The organism is Sporosarcina aquimarina, from assembly GCF_019748715.1.
GTDB lineage: Bacteria > Bacillota > Bacilli > Bacillales_A > Planococcaceae > Sporosarcina > Sporosarcina newyorkensis.
The window spans coordinates 14553-35995 of sequence record NZ_JACLBZ010000030.1 but is presented as its reverse complement, the minus strand read 5'-3'; the positions used below and the strand labels follow the sequence as shown (position 1 = coordinate 35995).

Sequence of the window (21443 nt, the reverse complement as noted above, 5' to 3'; positions counted from 1 at the left end):
ATAGGAAATGGTTTCATCACTTGGCATAGTGAGATCCTCCTTCTCAGATTAAAGTAAACCACATATAGGAACGTATGTTTTTTATCATAGCATTAGCATGGCAATTGACGTAATGATATCTATATCTTGCTGAATCAGTTATTCCAACAATACCATCTTCAAAGCTCTTCCTTCAAAATACTGATTTTCCGCCGATATATACTATATAAATATGTTACACTTTACATAAAACTATCAACTGGAGGCGTTCTCCGTGGAACTGATTTTTCAACAGCAGACGACCACTCTCGACAATGCAACTGCTGAAAATATTATTGAACAAATTAACAACTTATTGGCGAAAGATTATTATTTAAGTCATTTTATCGCAGACGGGGCAGAAGTCTATGAAGATCATGAAAACTATCTGAATGAACATGCTGAGAAAATTGAAAAGCTAGAAATTATTGCGAAGACAGTTAAGGAATTTGTAAATGATCTGCTTCTTTCTGCTGAAGAATATACACAGCGCGCAATCCCGGAACTGGCGCCGTTAGCAGAAGCTTTCTATGATAATCCACAACCTGAAACATGGACGACTCTTGATCAGCTGCTTGGCGGACTTCAATGGATCAATGAAATGCTGATGACCATCGGAAAAAGCATGGCGGTACCGTCGAATTGGCAAGGATATATTACTATTTCCAACAAATTGCAGGAAGATATTTTGAGTTTGGCCGAAGCTATAGAGAATGAAGATAATGTATTGATCGGGGATATCATTCAATATGAATTGTTGCCGAACTTTGAGGGATTAGAAAAAGAAATACAGTTGACTATGGACAATGAGGGTTTGCGCCATGATCTTAATTGATAATCGCAATGTGCTGCGTTTTAAAGACCGGGAACTATTGCAGCGTCTTTCTAAGTGGGATGACCAGCCGGCGAGCGGGACGGTGTTCTCTGAACCGGCAAGAACTGGGGCACTTACAATAAAAGTACTGCATGACGGTAAGCCTCTCTACTTGCAAAGTAAATACGACCCGCAGAAAGAAGCGCAGCGATTTGCCGGGAAATTTGATGGGGAAGTCATTAAACATGTACTCTTTGCGGGCATAGGCACCGGCGCGCATATCGAAGCGTTCATGGAAAAGCACCCTAATGCGAAGTTTTCTATTTATGAACCAAACGAAGAATTACTGCATATGTATTTATCGAACTTTCGTCTTGACGAACTGCCCATTCGGCAGTTAGAAAAGATTTTCACTGGAACTAAAGAAGAAACAGTAATGTTTGAGGTCCAGCAACTTCTGGCGGCATCTAATAATGTCCTAAAGATTATTACACTGCCTGTCTATGAAAAGATTTATGGAGAACAAATTCAAATCATCTTCCAAAAAGCCCTTGAATCAGTGAAAGACAGACACAGCGTTCTTGCAACTAATGTCGCTTTTCAAAAGCGATGGACCATTAACTCCATAAAGAACTTCCCTACTGTTTTACAAACGCCGAATATCTTGCGTGACATTAATCGGAGCGCTTTTGAAGGGAAGCCTGCAATCATTGTTGCTGCCGGGCCTTCGTTGAATGAAGAGTTTGAGAATCTGAGGTATATTAAGGAACATGGTTTAGCTTATATCTTTTCAGTTGGTTCTGCGATTAATGCGTTGATTGAGCAGGGGATTTATCCGGATGTGGCTTGTACGTATGACCCATCTGAGAGAAATCAGAAAGTATTTGAAAAATTAAAAGAAAAGAATATACCTGAAATACCTTTGATTTTCGGCAGTTCCGTGGGATTTGAAACATTAGAGAATTATCCAGGAAGCATGTTCCATATGATCACCAGTCAAGATTCAGTTTCACCTAAACTATTAGATACAGCTCAATCTATTGATATTGTTTTCGACGCTCCATCTATTGCAGTAGTAACATTGCAATTATTAGCCAAGCTAGGTGCAAACCCTGTTATTTTAGCGGGACAAAACTTAGGTTATCTTCAAAATCACCGGTATGCAAAAGGCATTCGCTATGATTTTGTGGAAAATGAACTTAACGAGGAAGAGCAGGAAAAATCTTTAAAAATTAAAGATGTGGAAGGAAATGAAATTGAGTCAAGTGACGACTTTAACCGTATGCGCAGTCAGCTTGAAATGTATATCGCATCTAATCCTTCTGTAAAAGTTATTAATACAACTAAGAAAGGCGCACATATAGAGGGCGCTGAGTATATGGTTCTAAAAGAGGTTATTGAAACATTTTTTTCTGAAAAGCAGGTTATAGATTTTTTTAGTTCAGTTACCAATTGTTATGACGTAACATTCATAAAAAAACGTTCCGCACTTTTAGCTGATATGGCTAGTTCAATTCGAAAAGAAATACAAATTCTTTTAAATGAACTTGAACAAATTCAACTTGCAAAAGAGCAAAGACGTTTTCGTAACATAGAAAAGCAATTTGCGGCTTTTGACCAACTATTCAACCGCCTGAAACAAAACGAATATTATCAGGGTTTCCTAGAACCGCTTGTGCGGGTGCAAAATGAAGAACTTTCTTTAAAAGTCAAAGATATACGTTATGAAGAAAATGTTGAGAAAAAAGCTAATACAGTTGTCAATTCTTTCGGCCGCTACTTGCACGAAGTGGCTATTCATCATGATTTTGTTCTGCCGTATTTTGAAGAGATGAAGTCTGAGATCGACTCTATGAATGGAGAAGATACTATATGAAAAATAAAGTATTAGTCACTGGAGCTGATGGTTTCATCGGCTCTCATTTAACAGAAGAATTAATTCGAAGTGGATATGATGTCAGAGCTTTTGTTTATTATAATTCTTTCAACTCATGGGGATGGCTAGATACCTTGTCTTCAGAGGTAAAGAAGGAATTAGACGTATTTACAGGTGATATCCGTGATCCGTATGGTGTCAAAGAAGCAATGAAGGACTGCACACATGTGTTGAATCTAGCAGCACTCATAGCGATTCCTTACTCCTATCATTCGCCTGATACATACGTAGATACGAATATCAAAGGAACGCTTAATGTAGTGCAGGCAGCCCGTGAGTTGGGAATGGAGAAAGTTGTGCACACTTCTACAAGTGAAGTTTATGGAACAGCACAATATGTACCGATAGATGAAAATCATCCATTACAGGGACAGTCTCCTTATTCAGCTACGAAGATTGCAGCAGATCAAATGGCCTTGTCTTTCAATAAGTCGTTCGATCTCCCGGTTGCTGTTATTCGTCCGTTCAATACATACGGACCGCGACAGTCAGCTAGAGCCGTCATTCCGACAATTATCGGACAGCTCGCAGCAGGACAGACAAGCATCAAATTAGGTGCTGTCAGTCCAACACGTGATTTCAATTATGTAAAAGATACAGTGAATGGATTTATTTCTGTTATGAATAGCAGCCGTTCCGTTGGAGAAGTTATTAATATCGGTTCCAACTATGAAGTTTCTATCGGAGAGACTGCTGAAATCATTGCAGAGTTAATGAATGTTGATTTGCACATCGAAACAGATGAACAACGGCTGCGTCCAAGTAAAAGTGAAGTGGAACGGCTGTGGGCGGATAATCGTAAAGCTAAAGAATTACTTGGGTGGGAACCTATCTACGGTGGCAAAGAGGGCTTCAGACTAGGCTTGAAGGAAACGATTGATTGGTTTACTAATCCTCAAAATTTAGCCACTTACAAAACGGATGTGTATAACATATGAATGATCAATGGATTGAATTTGCCGATCAAATTAAGAGAATGTACGGTAAAAATATTGTTCCGTTGCATGAACCAACTTTTGATGAAACAGAAATCAAGTATGTAACCGATTGTGTTCAATCAGGATGGGTATCTTCCGTCGGAAGCTATGTTGATCGTTTTGAACGAGATCTTGCCGAGTATACTGGCGTGAAGAGGGCGGTTGCTGTTGTAAACGGGACTTCAGCTCTGCATATCTCCTTGAAGATAGCAGGGGTACAGGCTAATGAAGAGGTATTCATGCCGTCTTTAACTTTCATTGCGACCGCCAATGCAGTCAGTTACCTGCAGGCTATACCTCATTTTGTAGATGTTAATGAAAGTACTCTTGGGTTGGATCCTCAAAAGTTGGAGGAGCATATTAAAGATATCGGAGAAATAAAAAATCGGCAACTATTTAATAAGCAAACAGGGCGACTCATTCGTGCAGTCGTTCCTATGCATACATTCGGCCATCCTGTTGATTTGGATCTTTTACTTGAAGTATGTGAAAAATACCATCTTGTTTTGGTGGAAGATGCGGCAGAATCTTTAGGTTCCTATTATAAAGGGAAACATACAGGCGGATTTGGTCTTGCATCCGCATTAAGTTTTAATGGAAATAAAATCATCACGACTGGCGGAGGCGGAGCGATTCTTACGAATGACGACCAGTTGGCTGACTATGCAAAGCATCTGACAACTACGGCAAAAGTACCGCATAAATGGGAATATGTTCACGATGAAATTGGTTACAACCATCGGATGCCAAATATAAATGCTGCATTGGGTTGCGCACAATTAGAAAAAATTGAGGGGTTTATCCAGTCTAAAAGAGATTTGGTCAATGAGTATCAAAGACTGACCAAAGATATGCTAGGAGTTAAGTTATTTACCGAGTGCGACTATGCTAAAAGTAATTACTGGTTGCAGGCACTTTTTATTGATCCTGAACAATATAAGTTAGATGAAATTCTTGCGCAGCTCAACGGTGAAGACGTAATAGCTAGACCGATTTGGACTCCTTTGCATCTATTACCAATATATGAAACAAGTCCGAAAAGCAATTTGGATATTACTGTTTCAATTAAGAGGAATTTAATAAACGTTCCATCTAATCCTTTACGAAAGGGTGTATGAGTGTGAATAGGAAAAAAGTTTGTGTGGTTACTGGTACACGAGCGGAGTATGGTTTGCTATATTGGCTTATGAAAGAAATTCAAGATGATCATGAATTAGATATGCAGTTGATTGTAACAGGTATGCATCTATCTCCAGAGTTTGGATTGACTTACGAACAGATTGAAGAAGATGGTTTTGTAGTTAATGAAAAGATAGAAATGCTCCTATCGTCTGACACGTCTGTAGGCGTGATCAAGTCAATTGGCTTGGCCACAATTGGTTTTGCTGAAGCTCTTGAACGTCTGCAACCTGATATGGTAATGGTATTGGGAGACCGATTTGAAATATTGTCGGCAGCTCAGTCGGCACTTATACATAATATACCGATAATCCATTTACATGGAGGAGAACTGACCTATGGTGCTTACGATGATGCCATCCGTCATTCTGTTACAAAAATGGCAACTTGGCATTTTGTCAGCACAGAAATACATAGGAAACGCGTAATTCAAATGGGGGAAAACCCGGATCGCGTTTGGAATGTTGGTGCGTTGGGAATAGAAGGTATATTAAAAGCTTCATTATTGGATAAGGTTGAATTGTATAAAGAGCTTTCTATCTCTAGTACAAAGCCATTCTTTCTAATAACATTTCACCCTGAGACGAATGGATGTATAAACGGCATAACACCGCTTTTAAATGTCTTAAATAATTTTAATGAGTTTAACTTGCTGTTCACTAAATCAAATGCAGATAATGGCGGGAGAAAGATTAATAAGTTAATCGAGGATTTTATTGCAGAAAGAAGCAATGCCTATCTATTCGATTCTTTAGGTCAATTAAAATACTTGAGCGCTGCCAAGCATGCTGCTGCAGTGATTGGTAATTCATCTAGCGGACTAATCGAAGTTCCATACTTGAATACCCCCACTGTGAACTGTGGTGAACGTCAGTCGGGAAGAGAACGTCCTTCCTCAGTTATTCAGGCTGAACTGAATGAGGAGTCAATTTACAGGGCTATACAAGAAGCGATTAATTACTCAGGATCTTATGAAACAATATTTGGAGATGGACAAGTCTCCGAGAAAATCGTAAGCGAAATTAAAAGTTTTCCGAAAGAACCTATCCGAAAGGAGTTCTTTGACTTATGAATGATCAGATATATATCATCGCCGAAGCAGGCGTCAATCATAATGGATCTATACTATTGGCCAAACAATTAATAGACACCGCTAAACACGCGGGCGCAAATGCAGTGAAATTCCAGACGTATAAAACTGAAAACTTGGTCACGAAGGAAGCGCAGCAGGCTGATTATCAAGTGGATAATATCGGAGAGAAAACATCGCAGTTTGAAATGTTGAAAAGTTTGGAGCTTACTTACGATGAATTCAGGGAATTGAAAGAGTACTGTGATCAGAAGTCCATTACATTCTTATCGACACCTTTTGATTTTGAGAGTGTCGATTTTTTGCTTGATGAGATGGACATGCAACAAGTGAAAATTCCATCTGGTGAATTAACAAACAGCCCTTTATTGCATTATATAGCAACGAAGCGGCGTTCGATCATTCTATCAACAGGCATGGCCACGTTGAGCCAAATTCATGAAGCTTTGTCATTCATCGCATACGGCCTTGCTTTGCCAAATCATAATGTTGAAGTAGAAGCAGTCAAAGAATTTTATTCGACAGAATCGGCAAAAGAAGTATTAAAGAAGTATGTAACGGTTTTACATTGCACAACTGTCTATCCGGCGCCGCCTGAATCGGTGAATTTGCGTGCTATGAATCAAATGCGTAAAGAATTACATTTGCCAATTGGTTTTTCGGATCATACGACAGGGATCTCCATACCTATAGCGGCCGTATCTATAGGAGCAGTAGTTATTGAAAAACATTTTACACTTGATCGAAAACTGCCCGGACCTGACCATGCAGCTTCGCTGGAACCGAGTGAATTAGGCAAAATGGTTAGTGAAATTCGACGTGTTGAAAAAGCAATGGGCAACGGCATGAAGGAACCTTCTTCTATTGAGTTGGCAAATCAGCATGCAGTTCGGAAAAGCTTAGTTGCCACTACTACTATTACTGAAGGTGAGCTATTCACTCATTCAAATATTACAATTAAGCGCCCTGGCAATGGGATGTCGCCAAACAGCTATTGGTTGTTACTAGGACGACCGGCTAATAAATCATATGAAAAGGATGATTTGTTGGATGAATAAGCCGGTGATTATCTTAGGAGATGGCGGACATGCGTCTGTCTTGGCTGAAATCCTTCTTTTAGAACAAAGAAATGTTTTGGGCTATACTTCTCCCGAGCCAAATAAAGTCTTTTTCAGTCTGAATTACTTAGGAGCGGATGAGGCAATCCGAGCATTCGATCCAAGTGAAGTTGAGCTGGTATTGGGGTTAGGATCAGTTAACTTGCCATATGTAAGATCGACTATATTTCAACACTTTAAAATGCTAGGATACACATTTGTTACTGTAATTCATCCATCTGCCATAATTGCCCCTTCTGCTAAAGTCGAAGAGGGGTGTCAAATTATGGCTGGATCTATCATGCAGACGAATAGTGTGATAGAAGAAAATGTAATTCTAAATACAGGTACAAAGGTAGACCATGATTGTTCAATAGGCTGTCACTCTCACATCGCTCCAGGCGTCACGATTTCAGGAGGCGTACAAATTGGTGACACTACCCACATAGGTACAGGAGCAACAATTATACAAGGGATCAAGATCGGAAGCCATGTGTTGATAGGTGCAGGCTCAGTCGTGATAAATGATATAGCAGACGGCAAGACCGTGTATGGAGTGCCGGCAAAGGAGGCGAAGCAATGAGTACCTGGAAAGATGTATTGCTAACACCCGACACATCTATCATTCAAGCAATGAAATTGATTGACGAGACGACCATGCAATTTGCAGCAGTCGTCGAGGTGAACGGCAGGTTATTAGGAACTGTGACGGATGGAGATATCCGGAGGGGGATTCTGAAAGGGCTTGCTTTAGACTCGTCTATTGATGAAGTGATGAATCAATCCCCACATGTTGTGCAACAAGGTAAGCATCCGTCGGCATATAGGAGATATATGAAACAATATGGGATTAAACAGCTGCCAGTAGTAGATGAAAAGGGAAATTTACTGCGGATTATATTCTCTGATGAATTAAAAAGATCTTTAAGGAAAGACAATAAAGTTGTTTTGATGGCAGGTGGTCTCGGAACACGGCTCCGTCCGTTAACAGAGTCTATCCCAAAACCTATGCTAAACGTGGGAAATAAGCCAATACTTGAAACGATAATAGAAGGCTTCAAAAATTATGGATTTGAGCAATTCATTTTAACTGTGAATTATAAAAAAGAAATCGTAAAAGATTATTTTCAGGACGGTTCACATCTTGGTGTGAATATAGGATATATCGAAGAAGATAAACGTCTTGGGACAGCTGGGGCTTTGTCTCTTTTAGCTGAAATACCGGATCAACCGATTTTCGTTATGAATGGGGATTTATTGACAAAGATTAATTTTGAACAACTCTTGGATTTTCATTTGGAAGCCGAATCTAAGGCTACAATGTGTGTTAGAGAGTATGAATATCAAATACCATATGGCGTAATTGAGACAGAAAACGACAGATTGTTATCTATTGTGGAAAAACCTGTTCATAAAAGTTTTGTGAACGCAGGTGTTTATGTATTGAACTCGGAAGCACTAGAGTACATACCACGCGATGCATTTTTTGACATGCCACAATTATTTGGAAGTCTTATGAGAGAGCGGCAAAACGTTTGTGCATTTCCATTGAGGGAATATTGGCTAGATATCGGACGAATGGCAGATTTTGAGAAAGCTAATGGGGATTATGGAGAGATATTCTATGATTAATGACAAAAAAGTGCTGGCAGTCATCACTGCAAGAGGGGGTTCAAAAGGTGTCCCTGGGAAGAATATAAAAAATTTGGCGGAGAAGCCCTTAATTGCATGGACAATTGAAGAAGCGCAAAGATCACAATATATTGACCGATTGATACTTTCCTCTGAAGATAGAGAAATCATAGAAACTGCGAAAAAATACGGTTGTGACGTGCCATTTGTCAGACCAGATGAACTAGCACAAGACACAACTCGTGGTATTGAACCCATCTTGCATGCATTACAAGAAGTGGAAGGCTATGATTATGTTGTATTATTGCAGCCTACTTCTCCGTTACGAATAGCTGAAGACATTGATCGAACCATTGAAATTATGATAGAAGAATCTGCCCCGGCATGCGTAAGCGTAACAGAAACACAAGAGTCACCATATTGGATGTATAGGATAGAAGACAATCAACAGTTGCAACCTCTTCTATCTCAGTCAGATTTATCGAAGCGAAGACAAGATTTACCTTCAGTTTTTGTACTGAATGGCGCGGTTTATGTAGCTGAGGTTGAATGGCTAAAAAATACGAAATCCTTTTTAACAGATTTAACCGTTGCTTATAAGATGCCTAAAGAACGTTCTTATGATATTGATACTGAGATGGATTTTAAAGCTTGTGAGTGGATGTTGGGTTGACTTGTTTAACGTAGGATATTTACAGGAGAGAAAAGGGTAAGAATGAAAATATAGTAATTTAAACACTAATGTCGCATTAAAATAAAATCTTACATTACTTAGTTCAGAATAACTTTGAAATAATCTTTTCCATAAAAAAGTCCTTTATAATAGGATGGAAGTAGTAATCCATACAAATCCAAAATAAAGGGCAATCTTTTGGATAAGATTACACGAAAAACTGCATTTGAGTAATGACTATAATCAATTTCCAATGAATTATTTACGGAACAGTTCCAACTCCATTGTCTTGTCTACTATACTAAGGAGTTGCATATGGCTTCGTTTATGAACTTATTCTTCTATGCACAGCTTCATGAAACGGAAACGTCAGTGACAGCGTATTTTACTAAGAACAACAGGAAGCTACGAACTTTGATTCCAACAGCTTCTCGCAGCCCGGCAGGAGATTGCGCCAGGTACTGACGGAATTCTTTCAGGTCATTTTTCTCGACTTGGTCGCACAGATTTATGATGCTACCGATTCCCAGACGCGACGCAAGCGAATGACTCCACTGAAAATTATCGATTCCAGTACATTGCCTTTGAATTTGATTAACCACCTACGGGCGACGTTTCGAAAACCAAGTTCGGTAATCAAGCTTCCCCTGCGACTTGTGCTCTTTGGAAAGGGCTGGTGCCTTCCTGACCAGGCGGTTTTGACAAGCGCCAAGGATCATTGATCGCGGTCAGCTAGAAGTGCTAGTCGGCGATAAGGAATGCATGTATGTGCTCGACCGCAGTGGTCCGTTCACTCGAGCACTTCGAACTGCGGGAAGACACTGTCGTGTTGTCCGATGAAATGGTTGTCATCGGCACGTCCCGCAATAGGTCGGAGAATCTGTTCCATATATTGAAAGTGTTAGGTTCCATAGGCAATTAACTGAACCTGGTCACGACCGATTTGATTTGTCTGCAGATGAAATCGCGGAACTATATAAGTCTCGTTGGGCCATTGAACTGTTCTTCTAACGGATGAAACAATATTTGAACAGCAAAAAATTCTTCGCACAAAACCAGCAAGGCATGCACAATCAAGTGTATATTGCGATGATTGTATATTGCCCGAAAGTCCTTGCCCAGCTGCGGACTGGAAGTAAGCGAACGTTCTTGCAGATCATCTGCTATTTGAAAGCTTCTTTATGGAAGCCCGCATATATCTGGCTTCGAAAAATCGAAGGAACAAGCATGCCATAACGTGGGCGATCAGTTTCTGTCACAGTAGACAAAAGTTATAGTGGGAAAATGGATCTATACTGTCTCTGATCTGGTGTCTTCATTTTTTACTTGAAAGCCAAAAAGAGAGGTCGGAATATTTTAAACCTATTTATGCGACATTAGTGTAATTTAAAATTACTCATAGAATAACGGAGTGCAGTGCTAATATTACTGTTTGTCAAACAACTCTTGCTCGTATTGATTTGATAACACTAATCTGTTGCTTCTGTGCTCTCTGTCTAGATAATATAATATTTTATTCTATGTCTAATAAATTTGAATTCTAGGAAGTTTCTTCTTATCGTTCGACTATTTACTCCAATTTATTGGTTGAAGAAAAGGGCAAGGAATTAGTGACGTTTAAAAGGAGACTATGATGGCAGGAAATCAAAGTATAACAATACCTGCGCATCCTAATATATATAATGGTTCAACAGGCCGGGATCTTCGAATTGATTTTTCAATTCCAAATTCAGGAATGTCAGATGAAACAGGAATATTAATTTTGGTTCCTGGTTTCGGTGCCCATATTGAATCAAAGGTATATAAAAAAATGCGTGATGTATTTGCAGATAAATATAACCTTGTAACAGTACAATGTTCATTTTTCGGAGATGAATTTATGCAAGGGGCAGACAACTTTAATCTAAAAAACGGAATGGTGGAAGTGGAGAGGCATCTGAATGTCGATGGGTTAGAAGCGCTTCAGAGAAATCCATCTGATTTATTGAATTTACTTTCAACGAAATCTCTGAGGCTTCCAGTAATGGCAAAGCTTGTTGAAACAAATGATAATTTTAATGATATGGGATTTATGCAGGCTATTGACATTGTGACAGCGCTAGAGACGATTAAAACCATTTTAAAGGAAAATGGATTGCCTTTTAATGAAAGAAAAGTTATTGGTTATGGACATTCTCATGGGGCACACCTATTACATTTAAGTAACCGATTGGCCCCACACTTATTTTCATACATCGTCGACAATTCGGCTTGGATTGAGCCGGTCTACTTATCGGCTAATCGATGTTTATATCAGCAATATGGCTCCATGCTTCTTCAAATTGAATTTGATTATCTTGCAAAAGAGGTTGTTACAGACAAAAAAGCACTAAGTCTCAATACGCTTTACGATAACTTTAATAATCATGCTAAGATGATTGTTTTTCAAGGAACAAATGACAGTTTAATCGATTACCGGTTAAAAGAAAAAGTTGTTTCGAAAATAGAAAACTCCATATTTGTGTTAGTTGATGTAAAAGATATAGATAATCAAATATTCAAATCTAATATGCATGGCTTGGATGCCGATTTCCTCAATATGTTTGAATGGGCTCTTGAAAAAATGGGTGATTATGAAAATGAGCAAACGATGAAGAGAATCGATGAAATCCAACTTTCCAATACAAAGATTACTGTGAATTATAATCATGGGTTACCGGTGTTTGTGCTAGAACTGTGAGGTAAAATGAAAGCATGGACAATTATGAGTGAAGTTGCGATTTTAATGCTAACAGTTATTATCATTTCATAAGCTCAAGCTCTCGATGTTCCCTAAATTTAGACACTGTTGTGAGCAACGTGAGCAATCAACTCAATACTCCGACACAAAGAAGGATATATTCAATCCGTAGGCTTGTCTGCCGCTGATTCATAAGAATGGAAACGGAAAGGACATTTTGGCATGATTCAAAAACTTAATTGTGGGCATTGGTGCGTATTTCGCGAGTAAGGCGGCAGCAGAAGTGCTGGTGAAGACGGTCGCTGCGGAAGAGAAGGGACACAATGTATACATAAAGCTATTCGATCCAATCCATCCCGTATCAGAAAAGATTCCGGACGACGGCATGCCGCGATGATTACGAGAACATATGCAATACACAACTATAGTTGCGGAATCCCGTATCCGCCGTGGATTATGTCTTAGCTGCCTAAGCAACAACAGACACAGTCGTCCTGACTGGTGACGGTCAGAGAGTACGGCCGGGTGAATTGCTGGAAACCCCTGAAACTTTTCTTGCCACAACGTAACTGGAAACGGTAAGCGTGACGGCTCAAAAAAAGAAGAGATTGGGCAATCAGCAGCCAAGCTCCTGTCTCGAAAGAGTGGAGAAGGTTCAACGACTAGGATAGACCATCTAAGGCGCAAGCTACGATGATGAAATCCATAGGAGACGCAGGACTGAGTAACTTGCCGATCCGAAGTGCCCGGCCCCTACCCGAAAGTGGAGGGTGAAGATATAGTCTAGTCATTAGTGAAAGCTAATGTTCGCACGATGGCGAAAGAGATGATGGACTTTACGAAGAACAACATCTTAACTCAAGCAGCACAAGCAATGTTGGCTCAAGCACACAGTCACCGCAAGGAGTATTACAACTTCTTCGATAATGTTGTACGGGCGTCTAACCGGGTAACTGGTTAGAGCATCACTGGGTGAATTGCTGGAACCTCCTGAGAGCTCTTCTGCCACAGCGGAACTGGAAACGGTAAACGCGACGGCTTGAAAAAGAAGAGATTGGACAATCAGCAGCGAAGCCCCTGTCGGGAAACCGTGGGGAACGTTCAACGACTAGGATATACCGTTTAAGGCAACCGCTACGACGATGAAATCCGTAGGGTGTTACGAGTCGTAACATTCGAAGTGCCCAGCCCCTTGTAGTATAAGGGTGAAGATATAGTCTGACCTCGTTTAGAAATAACGGGACAAGTCGCAAGCAAACCAGCAGCCTCAAGGCGTTCTTCAGTTGTTACGTTAATATTAAAGACCCTAGATTTTCTAGGGTCTTTTTTACCTTTTAAGCCCCGAATGAGAATTTACTCCGATATAAGTTATCAAGTAAAGCAAAAAAACTGACTGTAAATGAAACTGCTTTGAATTGACCTAATTGCGGAAAACTTCATGTATTTAATAGAGAGCCAAATAGCGATATTCCAAATTAGAAAGATAAATACATTTACTATATATTTTATGTTGGAGGTAACTAACTATGGTTCGAGAAAATAAAAGGAAGATCGGACAATTTATCAAAAAAGAAAAGAAAATTACATCTACATTGGGGATAATTGATGTAAAAGAAAAAATTGGCGAGGGCGGGAATGCCATTGTATATAACGCCCAGTTCGGAAAGAGTCAGGTGGCATTAAAAGTTTTAGCAGAGGAAAATGGCTCCTCAAAGTACAATAGATTAATTACTGAATTTAGAGAAATCGTTCAGCTAGCAGAAACAAGAGCTGTCGTACCAATTTATTACTTCGGGCATTTGGAGATTGATGGTACACAGTTTCCATACATTTTAATGAAAAAATACCCTCGTACTTTAAAAAAATGGAAAGAAGGAAAAGAGTTTTCGACCTTTAGTGAGATAAATGGAACTTTCGAAAAGCTTCTAAATGCCATATCTGTTATTCATAAGAATAACATCGTTCATAGAGATTTGAAACCTGAGAATATATTGATTGGTGATAATGATGAAATAGTTTTAGCTGACTTTGGAATTTCCTGGTTTGACCCTGAGTTTTACGAAAGATTTGTACATACAAGGAAAAGTGATAGGATGGCAAACTACGATTTTTCAGCGCCTGAACAATTTGAAAAAGATAGTCAACCCCACCCAACGATGGATATATTCGCGTTAGGTCAAATTATTACATGGTTAATAACTGGTGGGGTAGCAAGAGGTAGTAGGACACCCTTAACTGCAGTTGATAAGTCTTTTGTGGTTATTGAATCAGTAATTAACAAAATGCTCAGTCGTTCACCTGTAGACCGACCGCAATCCATTGAAGAGGTGCGGAATATAGTGAGCAAGATTTTACAAGAAGTAAAAGAAGAATCTAACGCGCAAAAAGAGATAAACAGAGTTATCGGGGAATTAAGGGAATTCAATGACGTTTTATTATTTTGTTTCCCTGGAAAAAGGGGATTTATTGAAACAAATAACCCGAAAAAAATAAATAATATAATGACACGGATAAACAACTTAATAGGAGAAGTGGATTTATGGTGGACTCAGGGCTTTAGCAATAGCTCCATTAACAGAAGAATTTACAAAATTTACGAAGATACATGGGTTATGGATAGTATGGAAATGAAAATTGAAAAAGTATGGGCATTGAAAAACTCCTATTCCCTTGATCACCAATTTTTACTCATTAAGACGAAGCCTATGCCTCATTTTGGAATTTACGCAGAAGTAGGGGGTGTGCAATGGGAAGAGGCTGCATGGTATAAGGATAGATATATAACGAGGGAAGAGTATGATGATGGCGTTGCCGATATAGATGGGGAAAGTGTTTTGCTAGACTGAGATGAGCAAATCCGTATTAGGAATATGGAATCGGAATATTATTTTATAGCTACTCAGTCTCATCCTATACTTTTATCGAAAAACGACGTAGTCGTTGAAGAAGTTTATAAGAAGTTGTTAAGCTTCGGTACATTAGACGATGAGGACATAATTAAAATTAAACGATTGCACAGGCATAGCATTTCAATAATGATGAATTAGTATACTTGGTTTGGGGTGCCTATTACACAATTCAGACACTAGTCTGAATTGCATACATAACCTATCTACCTCTATACAGAAATGATGAATTTCACCCCGACAATGGGATGTCAGGTATAGCCACAATTCGCAAAAGGCGTGCGTATGTTGGCTATAAATTACGTACCAGATTCCCACAAAATTTGGACACTGATCTGGATTATATTCATTTCATACTCTAAAACAATAATCAACCAGTTGGCTTACAGTCACTCCGGTTTGTAAATCAGGTACCTGGTCCCCAACCAATTCAAACACAATACTAGTTTGTATACATGGTGGAAAGTACCAGACCCCCCCACAATTGTTGAATTAGAAGTTGCAAAGGCATCAGATGGCAATTCGTACTTTAATGAATCATTTGGATGGTTTGCGCTTTCTAATCGGGAGTAGAAATTGTAGTTCTTTTTTCATGATTTGTCCTATTCACTCTTCCTATTTCATATTGTTTATAAAATAGAGGAAATGAGGAGAGTAAATTGGATAAGGTCAAGAGTAATTCGGATTTACTATTTTCTACTGTCGGATTAGTGGTCATCCTATTTTTGTTGATAGCTGCTGATAAATTACTTGGACCAATTAAAGACAGACTAGATCATGAAATTGCAGGTGAAAAATTCAATAATTTTTTTCAGGCTTTAGGAAACATTATAAAAGCGGCTTTTGTCAAACCCGTTATAGCAGTAGATCATACGTATAATCAATTTACCAATTTGTTTGCACCAATGCTGTTAGTAATACTAGCATTTATCATCGCAGTTACTGTCTGTATCGTTTTGTGTAAGTCCCTGTTGCAAAAAGAGGATGCGTTCCTCAATAAGATCATTGTTGGTATCTGGATTGTGATATTCCTTGGGCTGATTTATTTTATTGCTCGCGTTGGTTGGTATCTCATCGCCCTTAATTTCAAAGTTATGCTAGTCTCCGCCTTGGCAATTCTTATTGTCGGGTCAATCTTTACTGTCGGGGTAAAAGGAAGAAAAACTAACGCTTTATCCTAGTTGCTGGATAAAAGCAAAACCCCGCACAATTATAAAATCCCTTCACGTCGCAGTCTCCTCAACTTATAAACAACCGACCAATAAGACCTGCCTAATTCATCTGCAATCACCTGGTCGGCAATATTTGCTTTCTTCAAAACAACCATCCGCTCGATCTCTTCCTGCGTATATGCCTTAAATCTTTCAGATGAACTAACGACAATTTTTACATCCTTCCCGAATTTCTCCTGTAATGACTCTGTTTTCAATGAAATGTTTTCCTTCAAGTCGTTCTTATATCTCATACAGTCAATTTCTTTCACATATGGACCAATCGTATACAGTAAATGTCGTACTTCCTGTTCCTTGTTCAGCTTCAATAGACTTTGATGGCCGTCCGGATGACCTGACAATACAAAGCTAGTTCCGAACGTTTTATTCAGATGATCCGCCAGCAACTGATTCTCTTGCCGTGTGAAATTCAGTGTATACAGCATAATACTCGGCATGCAGTAAACGGTCCGGTTGCGTTCATTATACCGGAATGAAACCGTCAGGCTGCCGTCATCCATATAGAGCGCAGCTAGAAAAACGGGGTGGATACAACGGGCAAGAAATGCCTCATCCAGTGTCTTGTGACTGCCCGGATATAGGGCATGACGTAATTGCTTAAAATACGGATGGCTCGCTGAACGTAGATAATTGCCGTTAATGTTAAATGGCAGGCCGCTTAGCTGTGCTAGTTTCCATTCACGATACTCACGCTGATCTTCTCCGAAATGCTCCTGATAATGACAGTTTACGCTCCTGGCCGCGCCTGTACTGATATAGCCGTCACCGAGCAGACTGCCGAGTAGAAGTTGTTCCTGATAGTGCGAAGGCTTAAAAGGGGATAGGCTACTCTCAAACCATCTGCGCCTGTCAGTGACAAGTTGCCGTTTCAATTCTTCTTTATATAATTCACATTTCTTGATATTATGCTTTTTTGCCAAGGTACGAACTTGGCTGATGGTAAGATTAACAGCTTCCGCTACAACTTCTGTTGGGGTAGTAGGAAAATGTTGTCTGATATAAGTAATAGTTTGATCATTCGGCATAGCGAAAATCCTCCCTTTTTAGATTAGAAGAATATCCCTGGAAAAGAACGTTTGTTTTCATTATAGCATGCTCCTGCTGAGTGCCGATATATTATTTGTGTACTTTAGTGGAAAATGCTAGGTCTCCACACAATTATTTTGAAAACCCTTTGTTGGGCGTGAGTGGTAAAAAGTCTTTTAGTTATGTATAGCAGTATTCCGACCAGCAAAATTTTCAATTCGGTGAATGGATTGAAACCTCGGTTTCCGATTTCCTTGCTTCGTTATACAGCCATCCCCCAGCAACTTCCCGCAAATCCGGTGATATAATTGCTTGCTGACCTCCATTAAACTCAACAGCTTATAGGAAAGCTTGTTCTATTATCCTATGTTTGCCGGCTTAACCCGACTTGGAACATCAGGCAGACTATCTAGCTTGTTTCCAGTAGATAATCTACCTGATTAGCCGATATAAACAGTACTACTTAATGAAAAAGGAGACGACGGTTATGTATGAAAACTCCAAAGAGGAACTCGAACTGCTTAAACAGCAACTGGAGCGAGTTAAGCAGCAAGATCGGGTCCTTGCAGAGATTGAGATGCGGTTGAATAAGATGAAGAAGATGAAGAAGATGAAGAAGATTGTAGAGTACGCGGCGGGTTATCAGCTGTCAGGGGAAGAGAGTGAACTGTTGAATAAGCAGCTGCGTGAACATCAGGCGGCGATTCAGTCGCTGGAGAATTATTTGGCGTAATTTTGGTGGGAAGTCCTAGGTCTCCACACAATTAATCAAAAGAACCATCCTTTGCTGTTGTAAGCGAAGGATGGTTCACGAAAAAATAAGCGCAGTTCATCTAAATTAAGCTATTCCTCATTCATTGTAATCGTCTTAAATCACGAAGATCCGTCTCTTGCTCAAGCGATCGCATTGCCAACGATTCCAAAATCTTATCTTGGCGTTCCTGTCCCCGTTTCAAAGAAGCAAGCTCGCCATGTAGTTTATGAACATCCAGTGTGCGTGCTTCCACGTGGGCATCCTTTTCATCCTGCCGGTCGAAGATAGCCTTTGTGAGTTGCGTATTCTCTGATAGCTGTGACTTGATAGAAGTTAGCTCGTCTGCTATTTGTTCCAGCAACGTTATTTCCATAACCTCTCATCCTTTCTTAAGCATAATACTTTTCCTGTTAACTTCCAATTTGACGATTGAATTTATAGTTAAGTTGAGTTAGATCTAGAAACTTATAATAACACGCATTGCGTGAATTTCAACGGCGTGTCAAGAAAATCCACGTTACATAAAGGGTTATGCGAATGATCTCTGGATTTTTGAATACTGTATGCGATTTCATTCAAATACAGTTTTGAATTCTGTTTAAATTTTGTAGAGACCTGGTGCCACAATTAAAAAACGTGGTTTCAAGACTCCGGTGAACATGTGTATCCCATAATCCATACAGGACAGTTAAGTTGCCAGTATTAGTGAGATACACCTGTGCAAGATACAACCAAGAAACTAATCTGACTTATATATACATCCCGCACACTAAAACAATAATCTCCAACTTGCTTGTGATTGCTCAGAAACGAGCCAACAGAAATCCTCAATATTATCCCTTAAAGATAATTTGAAACTTTGCAAAAGTGTGGTATTATTGAAGTGCTTATAACAATGGTTATAAGGTCACTTGTTTCAACGAATCGATCTTCTGGCTTGTAAACAGACAAGGATAACCAGCTGAGCGACAGGAAGTTGAAATAGTTGCCAACGATTCCAATTCCTTGAGGTGAAGGTCACAAACGACTCTGAGCACAATCATGGACAGGCAGCTCCAATCTCCTGAGGTAATTATAACAAGTATCTTGATTAGTTTAGATAGCAGTGTCCCGTGGTAAACGACGGCCTAGGCCGCGGCAGACTATGGCCTTCACTGGTAGCTTTCAATTGATAATTGACAGCTGGTAGTGGGTGTGCTGAGCAGGTAGCATTCAAGAACTGCATTGATACCTGCTTTGCTCTATTAAAAGGAGTGACGCACCTTGATATACAAAAAAGAAAAACACGGTTATAAAGCAAAGAAATATATACACTTTGATGATAAAAGAAAATTTAACGGTAAAACAGAAAGTTATGTAAGCAATCACAAGAAAATTCAAACACATAACTTTTACCCGTTGATCCGATATATTAGCAAGACCGAAAAATATGTTTTTGATGAATCGCGTCCTGACAGTCGTCCCATTAAGACTAAAAAAAGGATGATTATGTATGCGAGTCATTTAGATAATTTTATTTATAAGTATTATGGAGATAAGTTAAATGATGCCTATAATAATTGGGTTCGGAAAAGATCTATAGATGAAACCTCGATTGCTTATCGTTCTAAAAAAGGGGAAAAAGGAAAAAGTAATATCGACCATGCTGCTGCTGTCATTAACAAAATAAAGAGTTTCGGGTCATGTTACATAATGATAGGAGATTTTAAAGGTTACTTTGATCAAATAAAGCACAGGAATTTAAAAGACAAAGTACTTAAAGTTATGGAAATCAAAGGAGATCAGCTACCGAGGGATTGGTATAAAGTATTTCGTTCAGTCACTAAATACTCTTACTATAACCAAAAGCTTCTTCATAAATATGTAGGATCGCCCAAAGAGCTAAAACAACAAAAAAAACATAAATATTTTTTAACTTCAAAAGACTTTCGTGGTTTCAGAACCATTTATAAGCCTACTACTAATGAGGAGAAATATGGAATTCCACAAGGTACAGCTATTAGTGCTGTTTTGTCTAATGTTTATGCCATTGATTTTGATGAACAGGTAAATCAATTGGTGCGTAAATATGGAGGGATCTATAGGAGATACTCTGATGATTTTATAGTAGTAATACCTGAAAACGGCGGTATTGAAGTAACAGAATTTAAGTCCATACAGGATGACATATATTCTTTAGTAAAATTAAATGGAATGTATATTGAAAAAAATAAGACAAAGTCTTTCATCTATAATAGGAATTGTATTGAGGACTTTTTCACTTCCTCCCCGACACGGATGGATTATTTAGGCTTTGTCTTTGATGGGGAAACTGTAGAAATGCGTGCGAAAAGCCCTTCAAAATTTTACCGTCATGCAAAGAGATTAATTGCAAAAGCGAAAAACACTATGGAAAAGCAAGGCCTAAACAAGTTACCCTATAGAAAGCAAATTTATAGGTTGTACACTGACTTAGGGATAGATAGAAGACCCTACGGGAACTTTATAACATACGCTACAAGATCGCAAGAAATTTTTGATGAAATTTCTCCACAGACTGATAATTTGATGTTGAAACAAGTAACCCACAGGAGAGAAAAGATAAATAAAATGCTAGGTTATACAGTAAGTCACACTAAGTAAACGCATATTATTCTGTACGAATTACTGTCTACAAATTAATATTGACGAAGTTTTTAGTGCAGGGTGTTTGCTAGACAATTCAGACGCTACTCTATTTTGGCAATCTGTACAACAAATGTATGCCTTCCTGAAGCGGACAACATAACAATAAAACTATCCTTTGTCGTCGTAAGTAAATGCTGGGTTACAAAAAAACGTAGTTAGGGATAAGTACTAGGTCACTGCATAACTCAGACACTACACTGAATCGTATACATTTCACACTCTAAAACAATAATTAACCAGCTGGCTCACCGTTAATCCGATTTGTTGCCGTATACTACCGGTTTTTTTACACTGGAAATCTTGAATTCTAATTTGATACGCGCTCATTTCTGACACTACATAACATTTTTTGTGAATAGCTGAAACAATGGCGCGTGACACACAATTATACCTTCATGGCAAATAAGTGTAACCAACTTGTTTAGTTTTTCATTAATCTCCGCAGTCGGCTCTAAGAGAGAAATCATTGAGGGTAAGTAGATTTAAAAACTGTTCACGGAACTGTCGAACCTTTCCTTACAACAAGATACTAATCTACTTGGTGCGTATCTGCCACGGTCCCCACAAATCCAGATCAATTATCGAAAAGGATAGCCCTCTGCTCTAAAAATTAGAAGCAGCAGGGCTATTTGTGCAGCGTGCTGAAAAGGTACGTATTTTTTTATATTATACGCTTGCCTAAAATCTTGTTTTTTTACTGTATACCCGTATAATGATGATAAT

16 protein-coding genes and 2 pseudogenes are annotated in these 21443 nt (G+C 39.0%); 16 read left to right on the top strand and 2 right to left on the bottom strand.

Annotated features, from left to right (window positions below):
* Positions 1-253: 253 nt before the first annotated feature.
* The 14 genes and pseudogenes from H7J92_RS14030 (at position 254) to H7J92_RS13965 (ending at position 16222) form a co-directional block, all read left to right on the top strand.
* Positions 254-853 (top strand): DUF8042 domain-containing protein, encoded by a 600-nt coding sequence (locus tag H7J92_RS14030; RefSeq protein WP_078817262.1) that lies wholly within the window; start codon positions 254-256, stop codon positions 851-853.
* Positions 840-2708, top strand: a complete 1869-nt coding sequence (locus H7J92_RS14025) for a motility associated factor glycosyltransferase family protein (protein WP_176132515.1) — start codon at positions 840-842, stop codon at positions 2706-2708. The genes H7J92_RS14030 and H7J92_RS14025 overlap by 14 nt, the downstream gene beginning before the upstream one ends.
* On the top strand, positions 2705-3706 hold the full coding sequence (locus H7J92_RS14020) for an NAD-dependent 4,6-dehydratase LegB (protein ID WP_078817264.1): 1002 nt from the start codon (positions 2705-2707) through the stop codon (positions 3704-3706). Before H7J92_RS14025 ends, H7J92_RS14020 begins: the two co-directional genes overlap by 4 nt.
* Positions 3703-4863, top strand: a complete 1161-nt coding sequence (locus tag H7J92_RS14015; RefSeq protein ID WP_078817265.1) for a LegC family aminotransferase — start codon at positions 3703-3705, stop codon at positions 4861-4863. The genes H7J92_RS14020 and H7J92_RS14015 overlap by 4 nt, the downstream gene beginning before the upstream one ends.
* Positions 4860-5996, top strand: coding sequence for a UDP-N-acetylglucosamine 2-epimerase (gene neuC / locus H7J92_RS14010; protein ID WP_078817266.1), 1137 nt, complete (start codon positions 4860-4862; stop codon positions 5994-5996). Before H7J92_RS14015 ends, neuC begins: the two co-directional genes overlap by 4 nt.
* Positions 5993-7072 (top strand): N-acetylneuraminate synthase, encoded by a 1080-nt coding sequence (gene neuB / locus H7J92_RS14005; protein WP_078817267.1) that lies wholly within the window; start codon positions 5993-5995, stop codon positions 7070-7072. The genes neuC and neuB overlap by 4 nt, the downstream gene beginning before the upstream one ends.
* The gene (locus tag H7J92_RS14000) at positions 7065-7694 is read left to right on the top strand and encodes an acetyltransferase (protein ID WP_078817268.1); all 630 of its coding nucleotides are present in this window, start codon (positions 7065-7067) and stop codon (positions 7692-7694) included. The genes neuB and H7J92_RS14000 overlap by 8 nt, the downstream gene beginning before the upstream one ends.
* Positions 7691-8743: a nucleotidyltransferase family protein gene (locus H7J92_RS13995; RefSeq protein WP_078817269.1), complete on the top strand. Its 1053-nt coding sequence runs from the start codon at positions 7691-7693 to the stop codon at positions 8741-8743. Before H7J92_RS14000 ends, H7J92_RS13995 begins: the two co-directional genes overlap by 4 nt.
* On the top strand, positions 8736-9416 hold the full coding sequence (locus H7J92_RS13990; RefSeq protein WP_078817270.1) for an acylneuraminate cytidylyltransferase family protein: 681 nt from the start codon (positions 8736-8738) through the stop codon (positions 9414-9416). Before H7J92_RS13995 ends, H7J92_RS13990 begins: the two co-directional genes overlap by 8 nt.
* 246 nt (positions 9417-9662) lie before the next feature.
* Positions 9663-10652 (top strand): annotated as a pseudogene (locus H7J92_RS13985) (transposase).
* Between the two features lie 397 nt (positions 10653-11049).
* Entirely contained in the window at positions 11050-12135 is a 1086-nt protein-coding gene (locus H7J92_RS13980; protein WP_078817271.1) for a DUF2920 family protein, read from the top strand.
* A gap of 814 nt (positions 12136-12949) precedes the next feature.
* Positions 12950-13062: pseudogene (locus H7J92_RS13975) on the top strand (flagellin); the annotation flags it as partial.
* A 599-nt stretch (positions 13063-13661) separates the two neighbouring features.
* Positions 13662-14981: a serine/threonine-protein kinase gene (locus H7J92_RS13970; protein WP_078817272.1), complete on the top strand. Its 1320-nt coding sequence runs from the start codon at positions 13662-13664 to the stop codon at positions 14979-14981.
* 719 nt (positions 14982-15700) lie between these two features.
* Positions 15701-16222 (top strand): hypothetical protein, encoded by a 522-nt coding sequence (locus tag H7J92_RS13965; RefSeq protein ID WP_078817273.1) that lies wholly within the window; start codon positions 15701-15703, stop codon positions 16220-16222.
* A gap of 29 nt (positions 16223-16251) precedes the next feature.
* Here H7J92_RS13965 and H7J92_RS13960 read toward each other — a convergent pair whose 3' ends face one another.
* Positions 16252-17298: a hypothetical protein gene (locus H7J92_RS13960; RefSeq protein ID WP_078817274.1), complete on the bottom strand. Its 1047-nt coding sequence runs from the start codon at positions 17296-17298 to the stop codon at positions 16252-16254.
* A 488-nt stretch (positions 17299-17786) separates the two neighbouring features.
* Here H7J92_RS13960 and H7J92_RS13955 point away from each other — a divergent pair, with 488 nt between their 5' ends.
* On the top strand, positions 17787-18032 hold the full coding sequence (locus H7J92_RS13955) for a hypothetical protein (RefSeq protein WP_078817275.1): 246 nt from the start codon (positions 17787-17789) through the stop codon (positions 18030-18032).
* Between the two features lie 121 nt (positions 18033-18153).
* Here H7J92_RS13955 and H7J92_RS13950 read toward each other — a convergent pair whose 3' ends face one another.
* On the bottom strand, positions 18154-18426 hold the full coding sequence (locus H7J92_RS13950) for a hypothetical protein (protein WP_078817276.1): 273 nt from the start codon (positions 18424-18426) through the stop codon (positions 18154-18156).
* An 890-nt stretch (positions 18427-19316) separates the two neighbouring features.
* Here H7J92_RS13950 and H7J92_RS13945 point away from each other — a divergent pair.
* Positions 19317-20675 (top strand): reverse transcriptase domain-containing protein, encoded by a 1359-nt coding sequence (locus H7J92_RS13945; RefSeq protein WP_078817277.1) that lies wholly within the window; start codon positions 19317-19319, stop codon positions 20673-20675.
* The last annotated feature ends 768 nt before the right edge of the window (positions 20676-21443 follow it).

What these genes read in the sequence shown, in the direction of transcription:
- H7J92_RS14025 (WP_176132515.1), top strand. Translation starts at nt 840, where the DNA reads ATGATCTTAATTGATAATCGCAATGTGCTGCGTTTTAAAGACCGGGAA.
- H7J92_RS14020 (WP_078817264.1), top strand. Translation starts at nt 2,705, where the DNA reads ATGAAAAATAAAGTATTAGTCACTGGAGCTGATGGTTTCATCGGCTCT.
- H7J92_RS14015 (WP_078817265.1), top strand. Translation starts at nt 3,703, where the DNA reads ATGAATGATCAATGGATTGAATTTGCCGATCAAATTAAGAGAATGTAC.
- neuC (WP_078817266.1), top strand. Translation starts at nt 4,860, where the DNA reads ATGAGTGTGAATAGGAAAAAAGTTTGTGTGGTTACTGGTACACGAGCG.
- neuB (WP_078817267.1), top strand. Translation starts at nt 5,993, where the DNA reads ATGAATGATCAGATATATATCATCGCCGAAGCAGGCGTCAATCATAAT.
- H7J92_RS14000 (WP_078817268.1), top strand. Translation starts at nt 7,065, where the DNA reads ATGAATAAGCCGGTGATTATCTTAGGAGATGGCGGACATGCGTCTGTC.
- H7J92_RS13995 (WP_078817269.1), top strand. Translation starts at nt 7,691, where the DNA reads ATGAGTACCTGGAAAGATGTATTGCTAACACCCGACACATCTATCATT.
- H7J92_RS13990 (WP_078817270.1), top strand. Translation starts at nt 8,736, where the DNA reads ATGATTAATGACAAAAAAGTGCTGGCAGTCATCACTGCAAGAGGGGGT.
- H7J92_RS13980 (WP_078817271.1), top strand. Translation starts at nt 11,050, where the DNA reads ATGGCAGGAAATCAAAGTATAACAATACCTGCGCATCCTAATATATAT.
- H7J92_RS13970 (WP_078817272.1), top strand. Translation starts at nt 13,662, where the DNA reads ATGGTTCGAGAAAATAAAAGGAAGATCGGACAATTTATCAAAAAAGAA.
- H7J92_RS13960 (WP_078817274.1), bottom strand. Translation starts at nt 17,298, where the DNA reads ATGCCGAATGATCAAACTATTACTTATATCAGACAACATTTTCCTACT.
- H7J92_RS13955 (WP_078817275.1), top strand. Translation starts at nt 17,787, where the DNA reads ATGTATGAAAACTCCAAAGAGGAACTCGAACTGCTTAAACAGCAACTG.
- H7J92_RS13950 (WP_078817276.1), bottom strand. Translation starts at nt 18,426, where the DNA reads ATGGAAATAACGTTGCTGGAACAAATAGCAGACGAGCTAACTTCTATC.